The organism is Lacrimispora xylanisolvens, from assembly GCF_002934545.1.
Lineage (GTDB): Bacteria > Bacillota > Clostridia > Lachnospirales > Lachnospiraceae > Lacrimispora > Lacrimispora xylanisolvens.
In genome coordinates, this window is the sequence record NZ_PTJA01000003.1 from 506613 (window position 1) to 521294 (window position 14682).

At 41.1% G+C, this 14682-nt stretch carries 18 protein-coding genes and 1 pseudogene; 11 read left to right on the plus strand and 8 right to left on the minus strand.

From position 1 onward, the window contains the following. The first annotated feature begins 185 nt into the window (after window positions 1-185). From BXY41_RS07925 to BXY41_RS07955, 7 genes are all read left to right on the plus strand, one after another. Window positions 186-419 carry a hypothetical protein gene (locus tag BXY41_RS07925; RefSeq protein ID WP_104436279.1) on the plus strand — a complete coding sequence of 78 codons (234 nt, stop codon included), beginning with the start codon at window positions 186-188 and terminating at the stop codon, window positions 417-419. A gap of 25 nt (window positions 420-444) precedes the next feature. After that, window positions 445-618 carry a hypothetical protein gene (locus BXY41_RS26665; protein WP_170072261.1) on the plus strand — a complete coding sequence of 58 codons (174 nt, stop codon included), beginning with the start codon at window positions 445-447 and terminating at the stop codon, window positions 616-618. Window positions 619-683: 65 nt separating this feature from the next. Then, window positions 684-1016 carry a hypothetical protein gene (locus tag BXY41_RS07930; protein ID WP_104436280.1) on the plus strand — a complete coding sequence of 111 codons (333 nt, stop codon included), beginning with the start codon at window positions 684-686 and terminating at the stop codon, window positions 1014-1016. Between the two features lie 293 nt (window positions 1017-1309). Next, window positions 1310-2188 carry a hypothetical protein gene (locus BXY41_RS07935; RefSeq protein ID WP_104436281.1) on the plus strand — a complete coding sequence of 293 codons (879 nt, stop codon included), beginning with the start codon at window positions 1310-1312 and terminating at the stop codon, window positions 2186-2188. A 275-nt stretch (window positions 2189-2463) separates the two neighbouring features. Then, entirely contained in the window at window positions 2464-3222 is a 759-nt protein-coding gene (locus BXY41_RS07945; protein WP_104436283.1) for a hypothetical protein, read from the plus strand. A gap of 267 nt (window positions 3223-3489) precedes the next feature. Then, on the plus strand, window positions 3490-4218 hold the full coding sequence (locus BXY41_RS07950; protein ID WP_104436284.1) for a DUF5677 domain-containing protein: 729 nt from the start codon (window positions 3490-3492) through the stop codon (window positions 4216-4218). 98 nt (window positions 4219-4316) lie between these two features. After that, window positions 4317-5132, plus strand: coding sequence for a rolling circle replication-associated protein (locus tag BXY41_RS07955; RefSeq protein ID WP_104436285.1), 816 nt, complete (start codon window positions 4317-4319; stop codon window positions 5130-5132). A gap of 232 nt (window positions 5133-5364) precedes the next feature. Here the strand turns inward: BXY41_RS07955 and BXY41_RS07960 are convergent, their stop codons facing one another. After that, on the minus strand, window positions 5365-5571 hold the full coding sequence (locus BXY41_RS07960) for a hypothetical protein (protein WP_104436286.1): 207 nt from the start codon (window positions 5569-5571) through the stop codon (window positions 5365-5367). A 362-nt stretch (window positions 5572-5933) separates the two neighbouring features. On the opposite strand from BXY41_RS07960, the gene BXY41_RS07965 reads away from it, so the two are divergent. The 4 genes from BXY41_RS07965 (at window position 5934) to BXY41_RS07980 (ending at window position 7056) form a co-directional block, all read left to right on the plus strand. Further along, window positions 5934-6170: a hypothetical protein gene (locus BXY41_RS07965; RefSeq protein WP_104436287.1), complete on the plus strand. Its 237-nt coding sequence runs from the start codon at window positions 5934-5936 to the stop codon at window positions 6168-6170. Next, window positions 6171-6356, plus strand: coding sequence for a hypothetical protein (locus BXY41_RS07970; RefSeq protein ID WP_104436288.1), 186 nt, complete (start codon window positions 6171-6173; stop codon window positions 6354-6356). It begins immediately after the preceding gene. Between the two features lie 26 nt (window positions 6357-6382). After that, entirely contained in the window at window positions 6383-6664 is a 282-nt protein-coding gene (locus tag BXY41_RS07975; RefSeq protein ID WP_185140347.1) for a hypothetical protein, read from the plus strand. 164 nt (window positions 6665-6828) lie between these two features. Continuing rightward, entirely contained in the window at window positions 6829-7056 is a 228-nt protein-coding gene (locus tag BXY41_RS07980; RefSeq protein WP_104436289.1) for a hypothetical protein, read from the plus strand. Window positions 7057-7187: 131 nt separating this feature from the next. On the opposite strand, the gene BXY41_RS07985 is transcribed toward BXY41_RS07980, so the two are convergent. The 7 genes and pseudogenes from BXY41_RS07985 to BXY41_RS26670 all read right to left on the minus strand — a co-directional run. Then, window positions 7188-7808, minus strand: coding sequence for a histidine phosphatase family protein (locus BXY41_RS07985; protein WP_104436290.1), 621 nt, complete (start codon window positions 7806-7808; stop codon window positions 7188-7190). Window positions 7809-7851: 43 nt separating this feature from the next. Continuing rightward, entirely contained in the window at window positions 7852-8265 is a 414-nt protein-coding gene (locus tag BXY41_RS07990; RefSeq protein ID WP_170072263.1) for a VOC family protein, read from the minus strand. A gap of 301 nt (window positions 8266-8566) precedes the next feature. Next, a complete protein-coding gene (locus BXY41_RS07995) occupies window positions 8567-9406 on the minus strand; it encodes an HAD hydrolase-like protein (protein ID WP_104436292.1) in 840 nt (279 codons plus the stop codon). 13 nt (window positions 9407-9419) lie between these two features. Further along, complete coding sequence (locus BXY41_RS08000) at window positions 9420-11144, minus strand: glycoside hydrolase family 3 protein (protein ID WP_104436293.1); 1725 nt, start codon at window positions 11142-11144, stop codon at window positions 9420-9422. A 3-nt stretch (window positions 11145-11147) separates the two neighbouring features. Beyond that, on the minus strand, window positions 11148-12596 hold the full coding sequence (locus BXY41_RS08005) for an MFS transporter (RefSeq protein ID WP_104436294.1): 1449 nt from the start codon (window positions 12594-12596) through the stop codon (window positions 11148-11150). Window positions 12597-12614: 18 nt separating this feature from the next. After that, window positions 12615-14231, minus strand: coding sequence for a sulfatase family protein (locus tag BXY41_RS08010; RefSeq protein ID WP_104436295.1), 1617 nt, complete (start codon window positions 14229-14231; stop codon window positions 12615-12617). A 220-nt stretch (window positions 14232-14451) separates the two neighbouring features. Further along, window positions 14452-14682, minus strand: a pseudogene (locus tag BXY41_RS26670) (anaerobic sulfatase maturase); the annotation flags it as partial.

Sequence of the window (14682 nt, forward strand, 5' to 3'; positions counted from 1 at the left end):
CTTTACATTAGCATGTAATAATTATATATATGAATTATATTGATTTCTATATAACTATGCGTTAAACTAGACTTTCGCGAATAGTTTGAAGTGTCACTTACTCTAAAACCGCCACGCATAATTATATCATAATTCCAACACTTTTTACAAGTTGTTGGTTTTTTTATATTCGGGAGGAAATTTATATGCAGTTCTATATCGCTACTGCTTCTGATGCAGATACCTCTGACATGGAATGGGAATCTCTTCAGGACTTGGAGGTTTCCGAGAATTTTGACCAGACCTCCCAAGAATTACTTTATTCGATTAACAATAATCTGACGCAAATCAATACATATGTTGGATTCACTGTTACCGTTGGATTTGCTCTGCTTATTGTATATATCATCATGAAGCCAGTTTTTTACTTCTTAAGGTGATGGCTTTGGAAAGGAGGAAAATTATATGTTAGCTGCTGCTTCTACGGGTGCTGCCTTTGTTATCACAGAAGAAATGTTGGCACCGATTATAACGTCAATCACCAGCAATTCAACCGTTTTAATTCCTGTTGGGTTGACGATCATGGGAATCATGGTTGGTATTGGATTGATTCCCCGTATTATTTACAAGTTTCTGTAATGGCTGTGAGGGATTTTCGATTGTCGGAAGTCCCTCTTTTGCTTCATTGGTGTATGGAGGTGTTTATGACCCGTTTGGCTTTGGCTGTCCTGATCTCCGCTCTCTTCTGCTTCCCTTGTTATGCGTCTTCGGCTCTCCCGGCTTCTCCCTCCAATGCTTTAATAAAGGGTTATGATATTCCGGATCTGCCGAAAAGCGATAACTATTCAGATTATGCAATTATAAAGAATACGGTATCGTATTCAATGAATAAAGATTATGCGGACTATCTTTTGTTTGCGTTCTTCTCTCCGCCTGTTGTCACTTATGGTGGGTATGGTTTTCAAGACGATACGCTTCACTTTTCAGGACATTTGGGCTGGAATTATGACGCTTTTTTATACTCTCTTTCCTTGTGAAAATGGGTAAAACTTGGCGGTGAATATGGTCTGCTCAATAATTATGATTTAGAGCGAGATAAACTTATTATGAGTACTACAACAATTGTTTATAAGGATAAACTTAAGGTATTTTATTATTATTTTCCGGTGACTTCCACATTTGAACAACAACCTATGTTCTCTGATTTAATTCAGCTTATTTATAGGGTGGTCACTTGTTTAATTGCCGTAATTATCCTTATTATCAGTATCCGTATTGTCATAAATATAATTTATAAATTCGTGTCCTTATGTCTTAGAAAGGGGGTTCTATGAAACGATTCTTAATTTTACTGTGTATGATTCTTGTCATGTCTTTCCCGTCTTATGCTGATGTAAAGCAGATCCCGGCAAGACCTAAAATGAACGCAGAATATTACCAATATTACGCATTGTTTTACCGTGGCAATAATTCTTCCTACTATTTGTTTTATTCTCCTACTTCTATTGTTTATGCTTCCACTAGCAGTACATATGTTGCTTTCAGTTGGACTCCGGGAACTTCTGATGACTGGGTGCAGTTATCGTCTTTCCCCAATATTTGGGGATATTTAACTTATCTTTCCGGTAACGGTGATGTTATGACAAGTTCTGGTACGGTTAAGTATACTTCGGCTTCCGATACGGTGTTTACAGAGCATGCAAAGGCTAACTTTTCCGCATATTCGGATTATTGGGATAATTCTAGTGGTGGTGATGATGATCCAAGTCCCGGTATTATATCCGGTCTGCGTAATGTAGTAAATGCTATCTCTTCTCTTCCCGGTAAAATTGGCAATTCGATTCTTGATATTTTAAAGTCACTTTTTATTCCGGCTGATGGTTATCTGGAAGAAAAAATCAATTATCTTGTTCAACGCTTTAAAGTTGCTTTTGGGATAACTCCCTATGATATGTCTGGTATGTTTTCATCAGAAAAAGCTCTTGCTGATATAAAGATAACTATATATGGTGTTACTGCTACTGTTGTTGAAATGGATTATGTGATTGAAGCGTTGGCGGTATTTCGTAAGATTATTCGTGGTTTTATATGTCTCCTGCTTCTCTTTTATAACATCAATCAGTTTTTGGGTTTTATTGGTCAGGCTCCTATAACGTTGGGTGCGTTGATAGGGATTAAAAACCATATGGAACGTTCAGAGGATTCATAGGGGGTGATGGTGTGATTATTGAATTTTTCATCAATATGTTCGTGGCATTTTTAGATACTCTTATAAGTGCAGTTTCTATGGTTACGTTGCCGATTGACATGATATCGGCGCTTTCTACTGTGTCAGCGTACGGAAGTTGGATTGTTGGGTCTGATCTCCTGTTGATATTTGCCACCTGTGTATTTACCTGGACAACGATCAAAATCGGGATAGGCTTAGTCCTCTTTGTTTGGCGGTTACTGCCTTTTACTTAAATCTAACTTTTGGGAGGTATTATGATAATTTTAAAAATGTTTATAGGATTTATCTGTTTTGTGTTTCTCTGCCTTAAGCTTCCGGCCATGATTATCTGGTTTGGTCATTTTGTAGTATTTATCAGGTGGAAATTGATCGATTTACGAAAGGAATTAAAATTGAAAAAACAAGGTGTTGTAGTCTTCCGCCCCTTTGGGCTTAAAATGTTTTGTGGCAGACAAGGAGCCGGGAAAACCATGGCTATGGTATGGTATTTGGACAATCTACGCAGGAAATACCCTAAGGCGTGTATTTATACCAATTTTGCGTACAAGTACCAGACTGCGCCTTTAGAAAGCTTAAATGACCTGCTGAAATACCGTAACGGTGATGATGGTATTATATTTGCCCTTGATGAGATACAGAATGAATTTTCTTCTGCTGTTTCGAAGGATTTCCCTGAAACTTTGTTAAGTGAAATTACTATGCAGCGTAAACAGAAAATAACCATTCTATCCTCTTCACAGGTGTTTACCCGTGTTGCAAAACCTCTTCGGGAACAATGTTATGACGTTATGGAATGCCGTACATTCTTTGGACGTTGGACACGGGTAAAATGCTATGATGCGGATGACTATTGCTCTGTTATAGATAATTACAGTCCGGAGAAGAAATTTAAGCTTCCGAAGCGTTGGGTACGTTCATTTATCCAAACTGATGATCTTAGGGAATCCTATGATACGTATGAAAAGGTTCAGCGGTTGTCCAGACAGGGATTTGCCCCAAAAGTGGTACGATAGTTATCTCTGTTGTGGTTCAAATTATAATCCGCTCTTCTGCTCTTCTGGGGGCTGTCTACTCACTCATGGAATATGGTCTAAGCGTCAGCGCCCCCGGCGCGACGCTAGACCATTACTTGACAGTATAAACACTTAAGCGTTTTTTTTGATAAAAACAGGGGTAAAAAATCGTAAAACTGAAATTTCAAAGATAAGTAAATAGAACATTGACAATCGAATATGATAGTTGGATAATGATTATATATTATTAAAGTGGGGGATAAGAACATGAACGAAAGAGACGTATTAATAGTTGATAACATGGCGAGCGCTTTTAAAGAAACCAGCAATAAAGTTATTAAGTTTGATGCTATACTTAATACAGAAAGTGGAAAAATAATAGCACTTTATTACTCTCAACTTATATCAAAATATAATTCTATTTGTGGACTCGTTTCTCGTGGGGAATACGATTCGACATATTTAATTGCGAGACACTACTTGGAAAATTATGCAATTCTATGTGAATTAATCAAAAGATTTAATACGACAGATTTTGAAAATTATTTTAAAAGGCTGATCGTACAAGACATGAGACAAGATAAGAAAATTTACAGAGAAAAGGATCTAAATAAGTATAGAATTGAAAAGTGGAAAGTTTACTTAAATACTTATTTTGGGTATGAACTAAAAAATAGTCAGCAAAAAGAAATTGACCAAATAGGCGATCAGTTATTTAGTGAATATGATGTTATTGTTTTTAGTGATATAGTAAAAAGATCTTTATTAGATAAAAGAGTTAAACTGAATGATGAAACTGAAACAGATTCTAAAATGGTATATCCGTATTTATGTAGTATAGCGCATGTTAATTTTGGAATTACTCTTATGAGGAGTAAGGACAAAAATGGTATGTTTAATTTTAATTGTAGTGATGAAAATTTGGAAGCAACAGTAAATACTATAATAAGTTGTTACATGGATATAGCAGTTTTAATGGAAAATAACTTAAAGTAAAATGGTATAACTACCAACTATCGTATTTGATAGTTGGTTTTTTTATTATTATAAATCGGTAAGTAAAGATTTTATTAAAAATGATTTGAGGTGATTTGATGGAGCCTTATAATGTTAAAGTGATTACATATCCTGACTTAACAAGGCAGTATAGGGTGTATTATAGGGACGTTGTATATAAAGGCTATTATCGCGAGGATCGGTTTAAAAATCCCTTTAATGATAAATGGACGAAAACTATTAAGGGTGATCTTCATAAGCATTATGAGCATACGGCAGAAGTTTCTATGAAGCGTACAAAAAGTAAGGTGTACAATTATGCACGGTGTAATAATTGGGATTGGTTTGTAACTCTCACTTTTTCGCCTGAAAAGGTAAATCGATATGATTATGATGAATGTATTAAAAAGCTTAAACCATGGTTGGACAATGTAAGACGTGCTTCACCTGGTCTTTCTTATCTGGTTGTCCCGGAGAAGCACAAAGACGGTGCATATCACTTTCATGGGCTTTTTAGTGGGTTAGATGATAAACAGATAGTATGGACTGGAAAATACGTTGTAAAGCGAATTAAGGGGCTTGGGCGTAGTCGTTTCAAAAGAACTGATGAAAAGATTTATAGGTTTGGGAGTTATAGACTAGGTTGGATGACCGCAACTAGGGTTAAAGAAAAAGATAGGGTCACTTCCTACATCACAAAGTACATAACAAAGGAATTATGCGATTCCTCGTTTGGTCGCAAGCGTTATTGGTCGTCCAGAAACTTGCTGACACCTTTGGAAGAGGTGTTTCACATGGACGGCACTGCCCGTTTCGTTCTCTCCGATGAACTTGGGGAATGTTCAAAGTTTAAGAAAATCAGCACTGTACAGTATGGGGAAATGACCCAATCAGTTGAAATATTCGATTTGTAATATAAGTATAGTTAATAAATTAAGCGTTGTCAATGGTTAAATTAATAAGTTATTTTCAGGGGCGAATAACGTCAGATTGATTGGTGAGTAAGTGTACTAAAAAAATTGAGGACTGAAAGCGCGAAACGCTCCTATTTTTCAGGGGAGGACATTATTGTTCCTCTCCTGCTTTTTTGTATGGCATAAAAAAAGATAGGTTTGGTAGTCTCTGCTCCTCTCCTATCTCTTTTTTTTAACCAGTCCTCGTATTTGACGATTTTTCCAGGCTCTTTTTTCGTTCTGTCTTTTCTTGCTTGGCTTCTAGTTCGTCCAAATAATTCTTTAGTATTGTTTCTGCTGTATTTGATATGCTTCTGTTTTGCTCTTCACTTAATTTTCTTAGTCGCTCTATTAATTCTTCTGTCGTCCGTATGGTTAATATTGGCTTCTTTGATGGCATAATTTCTCCTTTATCGAAAAAGTGCTTGCACTTGTATTCTGTGTGTGATATATTTGAAACATAAAAGGTGCTTGCACTTGTATGCACCGTGTTGGCTCGATTGTTGTCGGTACATTGGAAACCGTCTGTGTTCGGAATGCATAAGTACATAAGCATTCTGGCTATATCTCGGTAGGGTGTATAGGCAATAGACCACTGCTATTTTAGCAGAAATTCATAAGTTTTGCCTTTGTCCAGTCCGAGAATTTGAATGTATGGTAGATTACATAGGAGTATGTCCATTTTATCATACATTCAGATTTTTGTATATATTGTGAATCTCGTTAATTGGTGGTGTTTTTATTGTTCAGGAGGTTGATATCATGAAAAAAGTGACTTTGGGTGATATTTCAGAATGTTTGCCAGTTGATGAACTTCGTATTTTGGCTTATGATGGCTCGGCATATTCCGGGACATTGGTTTTGCCGTTTTCCGATGCTACTCGTTATTATCATTATGTGGTCTGGTTGATTACGGAACTTGATATAGTAAATAGGATTGCAGGTATTATGTTGCGAGTTGATTCCCTTGAAGATTTCGAAAAGTTAAGGGGGCATTAAATGCATTTTAGTGATGGTACTTATTATTCGGCTGTTCGTGATGGCTGGGTGACTTCGTTTCAAGTTATAGGTCGTAATCCTGATGGTACTTTTGATATTCGTTGGTTAGAAGGTTCTATAAGTTCTGCTCGTAAAGTGGAAATGGTGGAATGGGTAGATGCTTATGAATCTTTACATAAAAAATAGTAAATACGTTAAGGAGGTCAAATTTTATGAAAGTTACTGGTATTTTTAAGTTAATGGGGGTTGAATCTCAATCTGGCTTTAAAGATCCGTCGCAGGTAAATTATGTCGTTGGTCTGGCTCAGGGTATGGACAGTTTGCGTATGTATCTTGACGCGACTGAGTTTAATCTATACAAGGACATTCCTCCATATTCTGATGTGGAAGTGGTTCTTGATTACAACCCGGTTGCAAAGGAAGTTCGGTACTCCATGCACCTTGTTACAATGGCACCCGTTAACAAAGCTTCTGCTATTGCTTCTGGTAAGTAATACTCGGCTATAGTGATTCCCCGGCTTCTTCCAGTATGAATCAATACCTTGCATTCTCCTTGATTACCGTTGTATCGTATTGAAATGCGTTACCGTTGTTCGGTGAGTGGGGGCATCGCCGGGGGGACCGCTCACACGGATTCTGTTTTATGGGGGTACATGAGATGAAATTGTCAGAATTGGAACTGCTCTATCTTCGCCGACTTCTGGTGGAGCGTCTGGAATCTCTTGACAGAGGTCTCCAGAAGAATCTCCGCATCTTTGGAGATTCGGACGACATTGTTTTGAAACAGCGGAAAATCGGGAATTTGGAAGCTGAAACAGCCGTTTTGACGGCTATCAAAGAAAAGGTTAATCTTGAAATTGGTTTTTGCTCTCTCACTGCTACTTGAGAAAAACGGGAATTTTTGATATAATTTATGTCTGGGCTTTTTCGGTTTAGCAACTATTCGCAATTAACTAGACTTTCGCGAATAGTTGAAACCGTCACTTACTCTTTAAACCGCCACGCATAATTATATCATTACATTAATGGTGTGCTGCTGTTTTCCACTATTTGATTCAATCTGACGATCTTCCATAGTTTATTCTCAACATCATAATAAAGCTCCATAATGCCACAAAAATCAAATTTAAATTGATTTCTTTTATATACAGGTATCCCAAGTATATGACAAGCTAATAACCTCATATAGCCCTCATGGCTGAACAACAATACATCCTGTCCATATTTAAGAATATTATCAAATAATTCTTTTTGCCGTGTCTTAACCTCTTCACCCGTCTCTCCATCTGGAAATCTAACATCTTTAGAATAACTAAAAAAGTCTGTCCAAAACTTAGGATATCGCTTTTTGATTTCTTCATCACTTAAAGATTCAATTACACCATTGTCTATTTCATTCAGTCGCCTATCCTCTATAGGAGTTATACGCATCAATTCAGCCACGTATTTTGCAGTCTGCTTTGTGCGCAAGTATTCACTGGTATAAATTTGGGTAATACTTATATCTTTAAAATAAGTACATAACATTTTTGCTTTTGCTTCACCTGATTTGCTTAACGGCTCATCCTGATGTTTAAGATATACGTTAAAATAATCACCTTCTGCTTTATCCCCGTGTCTGACTACGTAAACTTTCATTGTTCTACTCTCCTTTCGCAAATAGTCCGTTGAAATTCCACAATTAAAAGTCACACATCAGCTCCCATTTAACTCCAAAGCGATCCTTTACAGAACCAATTATTAACATGTACGGTGGTCTTTCAAGTGGTCTTATTACCTCTCCCCCATCACTAAGTACTGAGAAGGCTTTTTCAACTTCTTCTACTGTATCAAACCCGATAATATGAATCACTTTCTTGGTAAGTTCCACTTCCGCTTCGTCGGATAGATCATTCATCCTTACCTCCTGCTCGCCAAACATAATCTCCGAATGATAGACTAACGATTCCTTGGCTTTATCTGGCAGTTCCCAGCCGCTTTTTACGGCATCGGAATAATGTAATAAACTCCTTACGGTACAGCCAAAGGCTTTCTTGTATTCCTCCAAGGCTTCTTCTGTCTCTCCTGAAAAGCAGATTCTCTGAATAAATTTCATATGGGTGCTCCTTATATATAATAGACAATCCATTCACACGTTCCAATAACGAGACTAATTCATCCCCTTTTATACTTTAAAATATTCTTTATTAATTGTAGCATATTGATAGAAAAAATCATAGTTTTTATAAAGTTATAATGTATTAACTATCTAATTAGAAGACTAAAAAAACAAGGAACAGGGAAAAATATGGCCATAAATATTTTGCCTTCCACAAAAACATGACAGCATGGGCTGCCGGATATTCCATCCGGTCAGCCCATGCTGTCATGTTTTTATGTTCTATACAGATAAAATCCTACTCCAAATTCCGCAGAAAACGAAGGTATACTTCCTCTCCATACTGACTATAATTCCCATATTTTAGTTTTTCCAAAGCAATTTCGCAGAATTCCTTCCAGCTCTGATGTTCGTGTTTTACCAGAATTGGGTAAAAATATACGCCGTTATGGAAAGCTGCCGCCGCATCTCCAGGCGCATCACCGACCATCAGTATGTGGTCAGGTAAATAGCCCTGCGCCTTCAATTCCTTGATACAGTATTCCTTGCTGCCGGTATCCTGACAACAGAGTACATCCACGTACGGAAGCAGACCGCAGCGTTTCCATTCTTCCATAACCGCCTCTCTGTTGGCGCTGGATACAATGGCTACATCGGCAAATGTATGGGCGGCTGCCAACCCACCAGCCACACCTTCAAATGGTTTTATATCCTCATCTGGCAGAGCATCAACAGCAGCATTTACCTTGTTTGACCAGGCTAGTGCTTTGTTTAAACAAGATCCCTTCGCCGTGAGTACGGTGGTTTCCAAAGCATGGTTAGATAGCTCCGATGCCTCTTTTGTCCATGCTTCATATTCTTCAATGCCGTCAATCGGACAGTATATATCGTTTATTTCTTTCAATGCCATGGCAAGTCCGAGAAAACGGTTAATGCCGCGTGTCATGGTATAGAGGTTGATTTCATTCCAACGGTTTAATATGGTATCAGCCCAACGCTCCAGCCCCCATTCCTCAACCATACATGGGCCAAAACAACGGATATGTTTAATATCCATCGTATCCATAGCACAGCCGTCACTGTCAATGCAAATCAAAAAATCCTTCCGGCGTTTGAAATCCTTCCATTCAATATTCATATCATCTCTCCCTCTAAAGCCGGGTTTCCCAGCGGCCACACCATACCAGTTCATTGGCCTGCCCCTTAAAAGGGCTTTTGCCAGTAATCTTGTTCACCAGCTCATGCAGATATTCCCGTGTGGGAGCATATGCGTTGATAAAGGTTTTCATCATCGGCAGGTCATACAGATGATTGGTGTAATTGAGCGATACGCAAAGCGTAGGAACTTCTTTTATCGTCCAGGGTATTTCATGTGAATGGCCGATGGAGTAATTCACCCGCACATTGTTCGTCTGCGCATACCCTTTCATATGCACAGCCATAATTACCAGATCATATTGAGATTTAAACGGTTCCCGTGCAAAGCTGCGCATCATCCGCCCTTTATTGGCTGCACTGTGGCCTTTCATTTCCAGTTCATAAAAGTCTTCCGGTGCCGTCACTTCAAATCCGGCAGCTTCCAGTTCTTCGATGAGCATCTTCTTTGCCGGATCAGGACCGGCAGCAAGATTCTCCGGAGCACTTTCTATAAAATATAGCATTACTCTTTTTTTCTCAGCTGGGTCAATCGGCAGCAAACGCTGCGTATCTTTAACCAGCGTGATGGCCTCTCCAGCTGCCCGGGCAGCGGCTTCTCTATGCTCCTTATGCCCTACCGCTGAAAGGTTCTCCTTAGGTGGAAAAGAAAGCTGATGAAGCCCCAGCATGGCTTTCAGACCCAGAATACGGTGCAGCGCATCATCCAGACGCTCAGCGGTAATAATTCCATTTGCAATCCCCTGCTTCATATAGGCGATATCTTCCTCTGGATTATTAAAGAAAAGCAGCATATCACAGCCGGCGGCGATGACGCCAGGCACTACCTCGCTGCGGGGCGCAGCATTTAGCAGTCCGGCCATATGGGACGCATCGGTAAGGATCAGACCGTTAAAGCCCAGCTGGCTGCGCAACAGATCCTGCAGCAGTTCCGGGGCCAGAGTTGCTGGCATAATCTCTTCCTCTTTGATACCGGGACGTAATCTTCGGCTGTATGCCGGCTGACAGATGTGTCCTACCATAATGCTGGGGAGACCCGCTTCGATCAATGCCTCATATACTTTACCAAAGCTGGCATCCCATTCTTCGCAGGAAAGATCATTGCAGCCCATGAGAAGATGCTGGTCCCGCTCTTCACTGCCGTCCCCGGGAAAATGCTTGGCGGCACAGGCCAGACCGATTTCTTTCATTTCCTCCATATAAGCCTTTGATAACTCAATAATCTGATCCGGATCATTGCCAAACGCGCGGGTATTAACAATCGTATTCCGCCAGTTGGAAACCACATCACATACGGGGGCAAACGTCCAGTTACAGCCCACAGCCGCAGCCTCCCTCCCGCCTGCGCGGGCCATATCACGGACGGTCTCGGTTGTCTGACTGGCAGCACAGGCCGCTCCAGTGGCAACAAAGGTTCCTTCCGCCACCGCTCCATTACCGCCGGCCTCGCAGTTGGCGGCAATCAGAACCGGTATCCGGCTTTTTTCCTGGAACATACGATTTTGTTCATACACTTCCTCCAACGTGCCACCCTGCCAGCGCACTCCGCCAATATGATAATCCTGACACAGCTTTGTAATCGCAGCCTCATCTCGCTGCAGCGTCAGATTGATAAAAAGCTGTCCTACTTTTTCATCTTCTGTCATCGAGGCCAGGGTATCTTCTACCCATTTAATCTGTTCATTATTTAAGTAAAACGGTTTTGTTTTTAAATCAACCACTATTTATGACTCCTTTGTTCTATTATTAAGTTCCATTCTTATTTTCTGCATGTATTCCGGCGTCAGGTTGTAAAACTTCATACAGATGATATTGACAATTAAACCGAACAGTGAGAATCCGTATAATCCCAGGATACCGATCGCAAACAACGGAACCGAGAAGGCATCTTCTGCAGTTGGCAGGACTCCGCCGAACCCAATGATTGCACAAAGGATTGCGATAATCGTTGGCCCCAGTGAGGAAATGACTTTATCCGCAAGGCTAAACAACGCACCAATAGTTCCGGGACAATACTTACCGCTAGAATAGTATTCGTAGTCGATGACATCTGCCAGCATCGGATTCAGGACATTGCTGCCTATCATCGTGAAGCCTTTCATGATAACGAAGAGTCCAAGGTACGCCACAGTAAAAGCATTCCAGCCAGTAAAACCTTCAAAACCGGGGAAACTCAGGGTTCTGAAATCCCCGAATATCCAAAGAAGGATAGACAGCACGCAGGTAATTGCACCGCCCCAGCTGGAGACCAGCATGGACTTCTTAGCGCCGTACTTACGACCGATTGCCCCCAGACCCAGGAGAATCATGATGATACTTGGAATCATGGTATAGCTGTTCACTGCCGAATTAATCTTTGCATTTCCTACAGCAATTGCATACATAATCACAACTATGGTTGCATTTCCCTGCAGGGTAGTTGCCAGCTTGTCAGTCCCTGCCGAAAGAATCAGCATCCGAAAAGGTGTGTTCGTCCTAAAAAGCCGAAGGGCGTCTACTATACTGATTTTCTCTGTTTTCTTTTCCTCTTCCTGTTTTACCGCCTCCCGGTCATACTTGTTATAAAAGAACAGGTAAATCAGGAGACAAACGGACCCTGCCAGAGTGTATACCCTGATCAGCGTTTTGAAGAATTGGAGATTGAATCCTCTTGTAGCCGGCATTAAACGGGAATATACATATACATTCACCACGGTATAGAAGATCGTAAGATATATTCCATTTACCATCCCGTAGGTAGCCCGCCCCTTTCCGTCCTTGATGCAAACCTGGGCAGTGGAACGCAGACTGCTCGCCTGCAAGGTGGTAAATACAACAAATAACATATAAAGTACCACGAATACCACTTTCCGGACACCCCCTTCCGGTAGCATCGGCGGAATATAGATCATGATCTGGCCAACTATCACAGTTCCGATACCGCCAATCAATATGTAAGGGGTAAATCTGCCGAATTTCGTATGCGTCTTGTCCGCAACATACCCCATCCCAAGGTCGGTAACCGCATCCCAGATACGGAAGGCAGTAACAAAACTCCCCGCCAGAACAACGCTGAACCCCACAATATTATTCAGATAATAGCTTAAAAATCCTGTAAAACTGGTTATTAAATTAGCCGTAATGGCAATTAGTGGAAGACACAAAATTTCCAAGTATTTATTTCTGCTCTTCATTACTCTTCTCCTTATGATTTATTCGGCATCGGTATTCCAGTAATCACCGAAGCGTTTCTGACACTCTGCGGCAATCAGAAATTTATTCATCCCGTTCTTTATTTTTTCCCGGTATTCGTTCACATATTCAGGCGGTACCATATGCCTGATCTCTGCCCATATCATGGTGTCAGAAAAGCGTTTATCATAGTCATACGGTACGATATCTGCTGTTCTCATCAGCCACAGGCGAAGCTTTTTTTCCAACTCCCGCGATACACTGTTATATTGCGGATCCGAGATGACATTATGCCTTTCCTCTGGATCCTTTATCAGATCATATAACTCATCCGCCTCATTCACCCTGGATACATATTTATAATCCGTCGTACGAATCATAAATCCCTTGGCGTGGGCATCCGGATCGGTCTGGGAAACGTGCCTCGCATAGTACGGACTGTATGGTGTCGTTCCGTTGGGACCGCCGGCATGAAACTCATCACAATGAATTTCCTCCGGATTTCTCCCGCCTTCACAGGTAACAAACTCTCTGACCTTGGCGGTTCTGTCTTTTAAAATCCCGGTCAGGGAAATGCCGTACTGTGTGTGTGTTGGCATGGTTCCTGCCATATCCATTGCGGTTGCATAGAAATCAACCAGTTCTACCAGACTGTCGCTGACCCCCGGATCCAGCTCGTAGCCTTTGGGAGGTTTGATTAGAAATGGGACATTGGTAAGGCAATCCTCAAAGGTATTCTGCGCCTTTTCCGCAAGTCCGAAATCGCCTGCGAAATCGCCGTGATCGGAAAAGAAGAATATTGCAGAATTGTCATATTCTCCCGCTTCTTTCAACGCTTCACACAGGCGGTGGAACTGACCGTCAACTTTTGCCACCATCCCCAGATAAGTTGCCCTCAGCTCATTCCACTGTTCTTCGGTGTAGCCCTGAAGCTTTTGATTTGTTCTGATTGCCTCTTGGATCCTGGCTTTTCCTGTGCATTCTTCGGGTTTCACCCGCGCTTTTAGTTTTGAGCGGTCGATTAGAGAAAAATAAGGTTCTTCCACCTGATAAGGCGGGTGGGGATAACACAGTCCAAGGAACAGGCACAGTGGTTTGTCTTTTGGTTTATGTTTGATTTGCCCGATTGCAGCGTCCACATCCTCATCATCGCCGGAATAGTGCTTCCCATTCTCATCCAGTCCCAGCCGGCCATTAAACATCGCCTGAAAGTCAAGGGGACTCTTCTCCTCATTGGGCCTTACAGGAGTTTTTGGTTTTGGGACATTACCGCCATAATAAATTTCGCTGGCATGATAGTACAAAGAATCCTCGTTCTGGGCTGCAACCAGATCATTTCTGGCATTCATCCATACATGATAGCCTTCCTTCTTCAATTCGCTGAATATGGATTCCTCTCCCGCTCTCAAAAGATGTGTCATTGTCCTGTGCCCGTTAACATGGGGATACAATCCTGTGGTGAAGCTGCACCGGCTCGGCACACAGACCGGATTCTGGCAAAAGGCACGGCGAAAGGACACTCCGTCTGTCTGTGCCATTTCATCAAGAAACGGCGTGTGAGCCCCTGGATTGCCGAGATGTCCCATGGTGTCTGCGCGCATCTCGTCGGGATTAATTATAATAATATTTGGTCTCATTTCTCTCCTTTCATAGTTTTATCAACTATTTTATACAGGTAGATTATAGTAAATAGGTTCTGCTTTTCGTTGTCTGATTTCGTCCGATACGCTCTATTTTCGCTATAAATATATAAGAAAAAATCATGAGTACTAATTGACAATCCCTATGGCCTTTTCTATAAAGCAAAAAAGCCCACTCAGGATGTTGCACACGCAACATCTGAGTGGAACCTTACATTTAATACCTGGTTGTAAACAGAAAACGGCTTATCTCCTCCATCTGCGCAAAGCAGTTCTCAAATAGCATCCGGTAGCTTTCGCAGAAATAATTGTCCTCCATACCATCTCTGCAGCGATAGCATCCGCCGCGGCAGAGAGAAAACCAACGGCACTGTCTGCAGTCTTCGGAATGATTCCGGGACCGCTCGATAAATCCAATCTCTGATCTTCGTTCCTGTATTTTCGCCAT

Bases quoted from the DNA above. Each gene is read 5' to 3' on its own strand.
- BXY41_RS07925 (WP_104436279.1), top strand. From the start codon at position 186: ATGCAGTTCTATATCGCTACTGCTTCTGATGCAGATACCTCTGACATG.
- BXY41_RS26665 (WP_170072261.1), top strand. From the start codon at position 445: ATGTTAGCTGCTGCTTCTACGGGTGCTGCCTTTGTTATCACAGAAGAA.
- BXY41_RS07930 (WP_104436280.1), top strand. From the start codon at position 684: ATGACCCGTTTGGCTTTGGCTGTCCTGATCTCCGCTCTCTTCTGCTTC.
- BXY41_RS07935 (WP_104436281.1), top strand. From the start codon at position 1,310: ATGAAACGATTCTTAATTTTACTGTGTATGATTCTTGTCATGTCTTTC.
- BXY41_RS07945 (WP_104436283.1), top strand. From the start codon at position 2,464: ATGATAATTTTAAAAATGTTTATAGGATTTATCTGTTTTGTGTTTCTC.
- BXY41_RS07950 (WP_104436284.1), top strand. From the start codon at position 3,490: ATGAACGAAAGAGACGTATTAATAGTTGATAACATGGCGAGCGCTTTT.
- BXY41_RS07955 (WP_104436285.1), top strand. From the start codon at position 4,317: ATGGAGCCTTATAATGTTAAAGTGATTACATATCCTGACTTAACAAGG.
- BXY41_RS07960 (WP_104436286.1), bottom strand. From the start codon at position 5,571: ATGCCATCAAAGAAGCCAATATTAACCATACGGACGACAGAAGAATTA.
- BXY41_RS07965 (WP_104436287.1), top strand. From the start codon at position 5,934: ATGAAAAAAGTGACTTTGGGTGATATTTCAGAATGTTTGCCAGTTGAT.
- BXY41_RS07970 (WP_104436288.1), top strand. From the start codon at position 6,171: ATGCATTTTAGTGATGGTACTTATTATTCGGCTGTTCGTGATGGCTGG.
- BXY41_RS07975 (WP_185140347.1), top strand. From the start codon at position 6,383: ATGAAAGTTACTGGTATTTTTAAGTTAATGGGGGTTGAATCTCAATCT.
- BXY41_RS07980 (WP_104436289.1), top strand. From the start codon at position 6,829: ATGAAATTGTCAGAATTGGAACTGCTCTATCTTCGCCGACTTCTGGTG.
- BXY41_RS07985 (WP_104436290.1), bottom strand. From the start codon at position 7,808: ATGAAAGTTTACGTAGTCAGACACGGGGATAAAGCAGAAGGTGATTAT.
- BXY41_RS07990 (WP_170072263.1), bottom strand. From the start codon at position 8,265: ATGAAATTTATTCAGAGAATCTGCTTTTCAGGAGAGACAGAAGAAGCC.
- BXY41_RS07995 (WP_104436292.1), bottom strand. From the start codon at position 9,406: ATGAATATTGAATGGAAGGATTTCAAACGCCGGAAGGATTTTTTGATT.
- BXY41_RS08005 (WP_104436294.1), bottom strand. From the start codon at position 12,596: ATGAAGAGCAGAAATAAATACTTGGAAATTTTGTGTCTTCCACTAATT.
- BXY41_RS08010 (WP_104436295.1), bottom strand. From the start codon at position 14,231: ATGAGACCAAATATTATTATAATTAATCCCGACGAGATGCGCGCAGAC.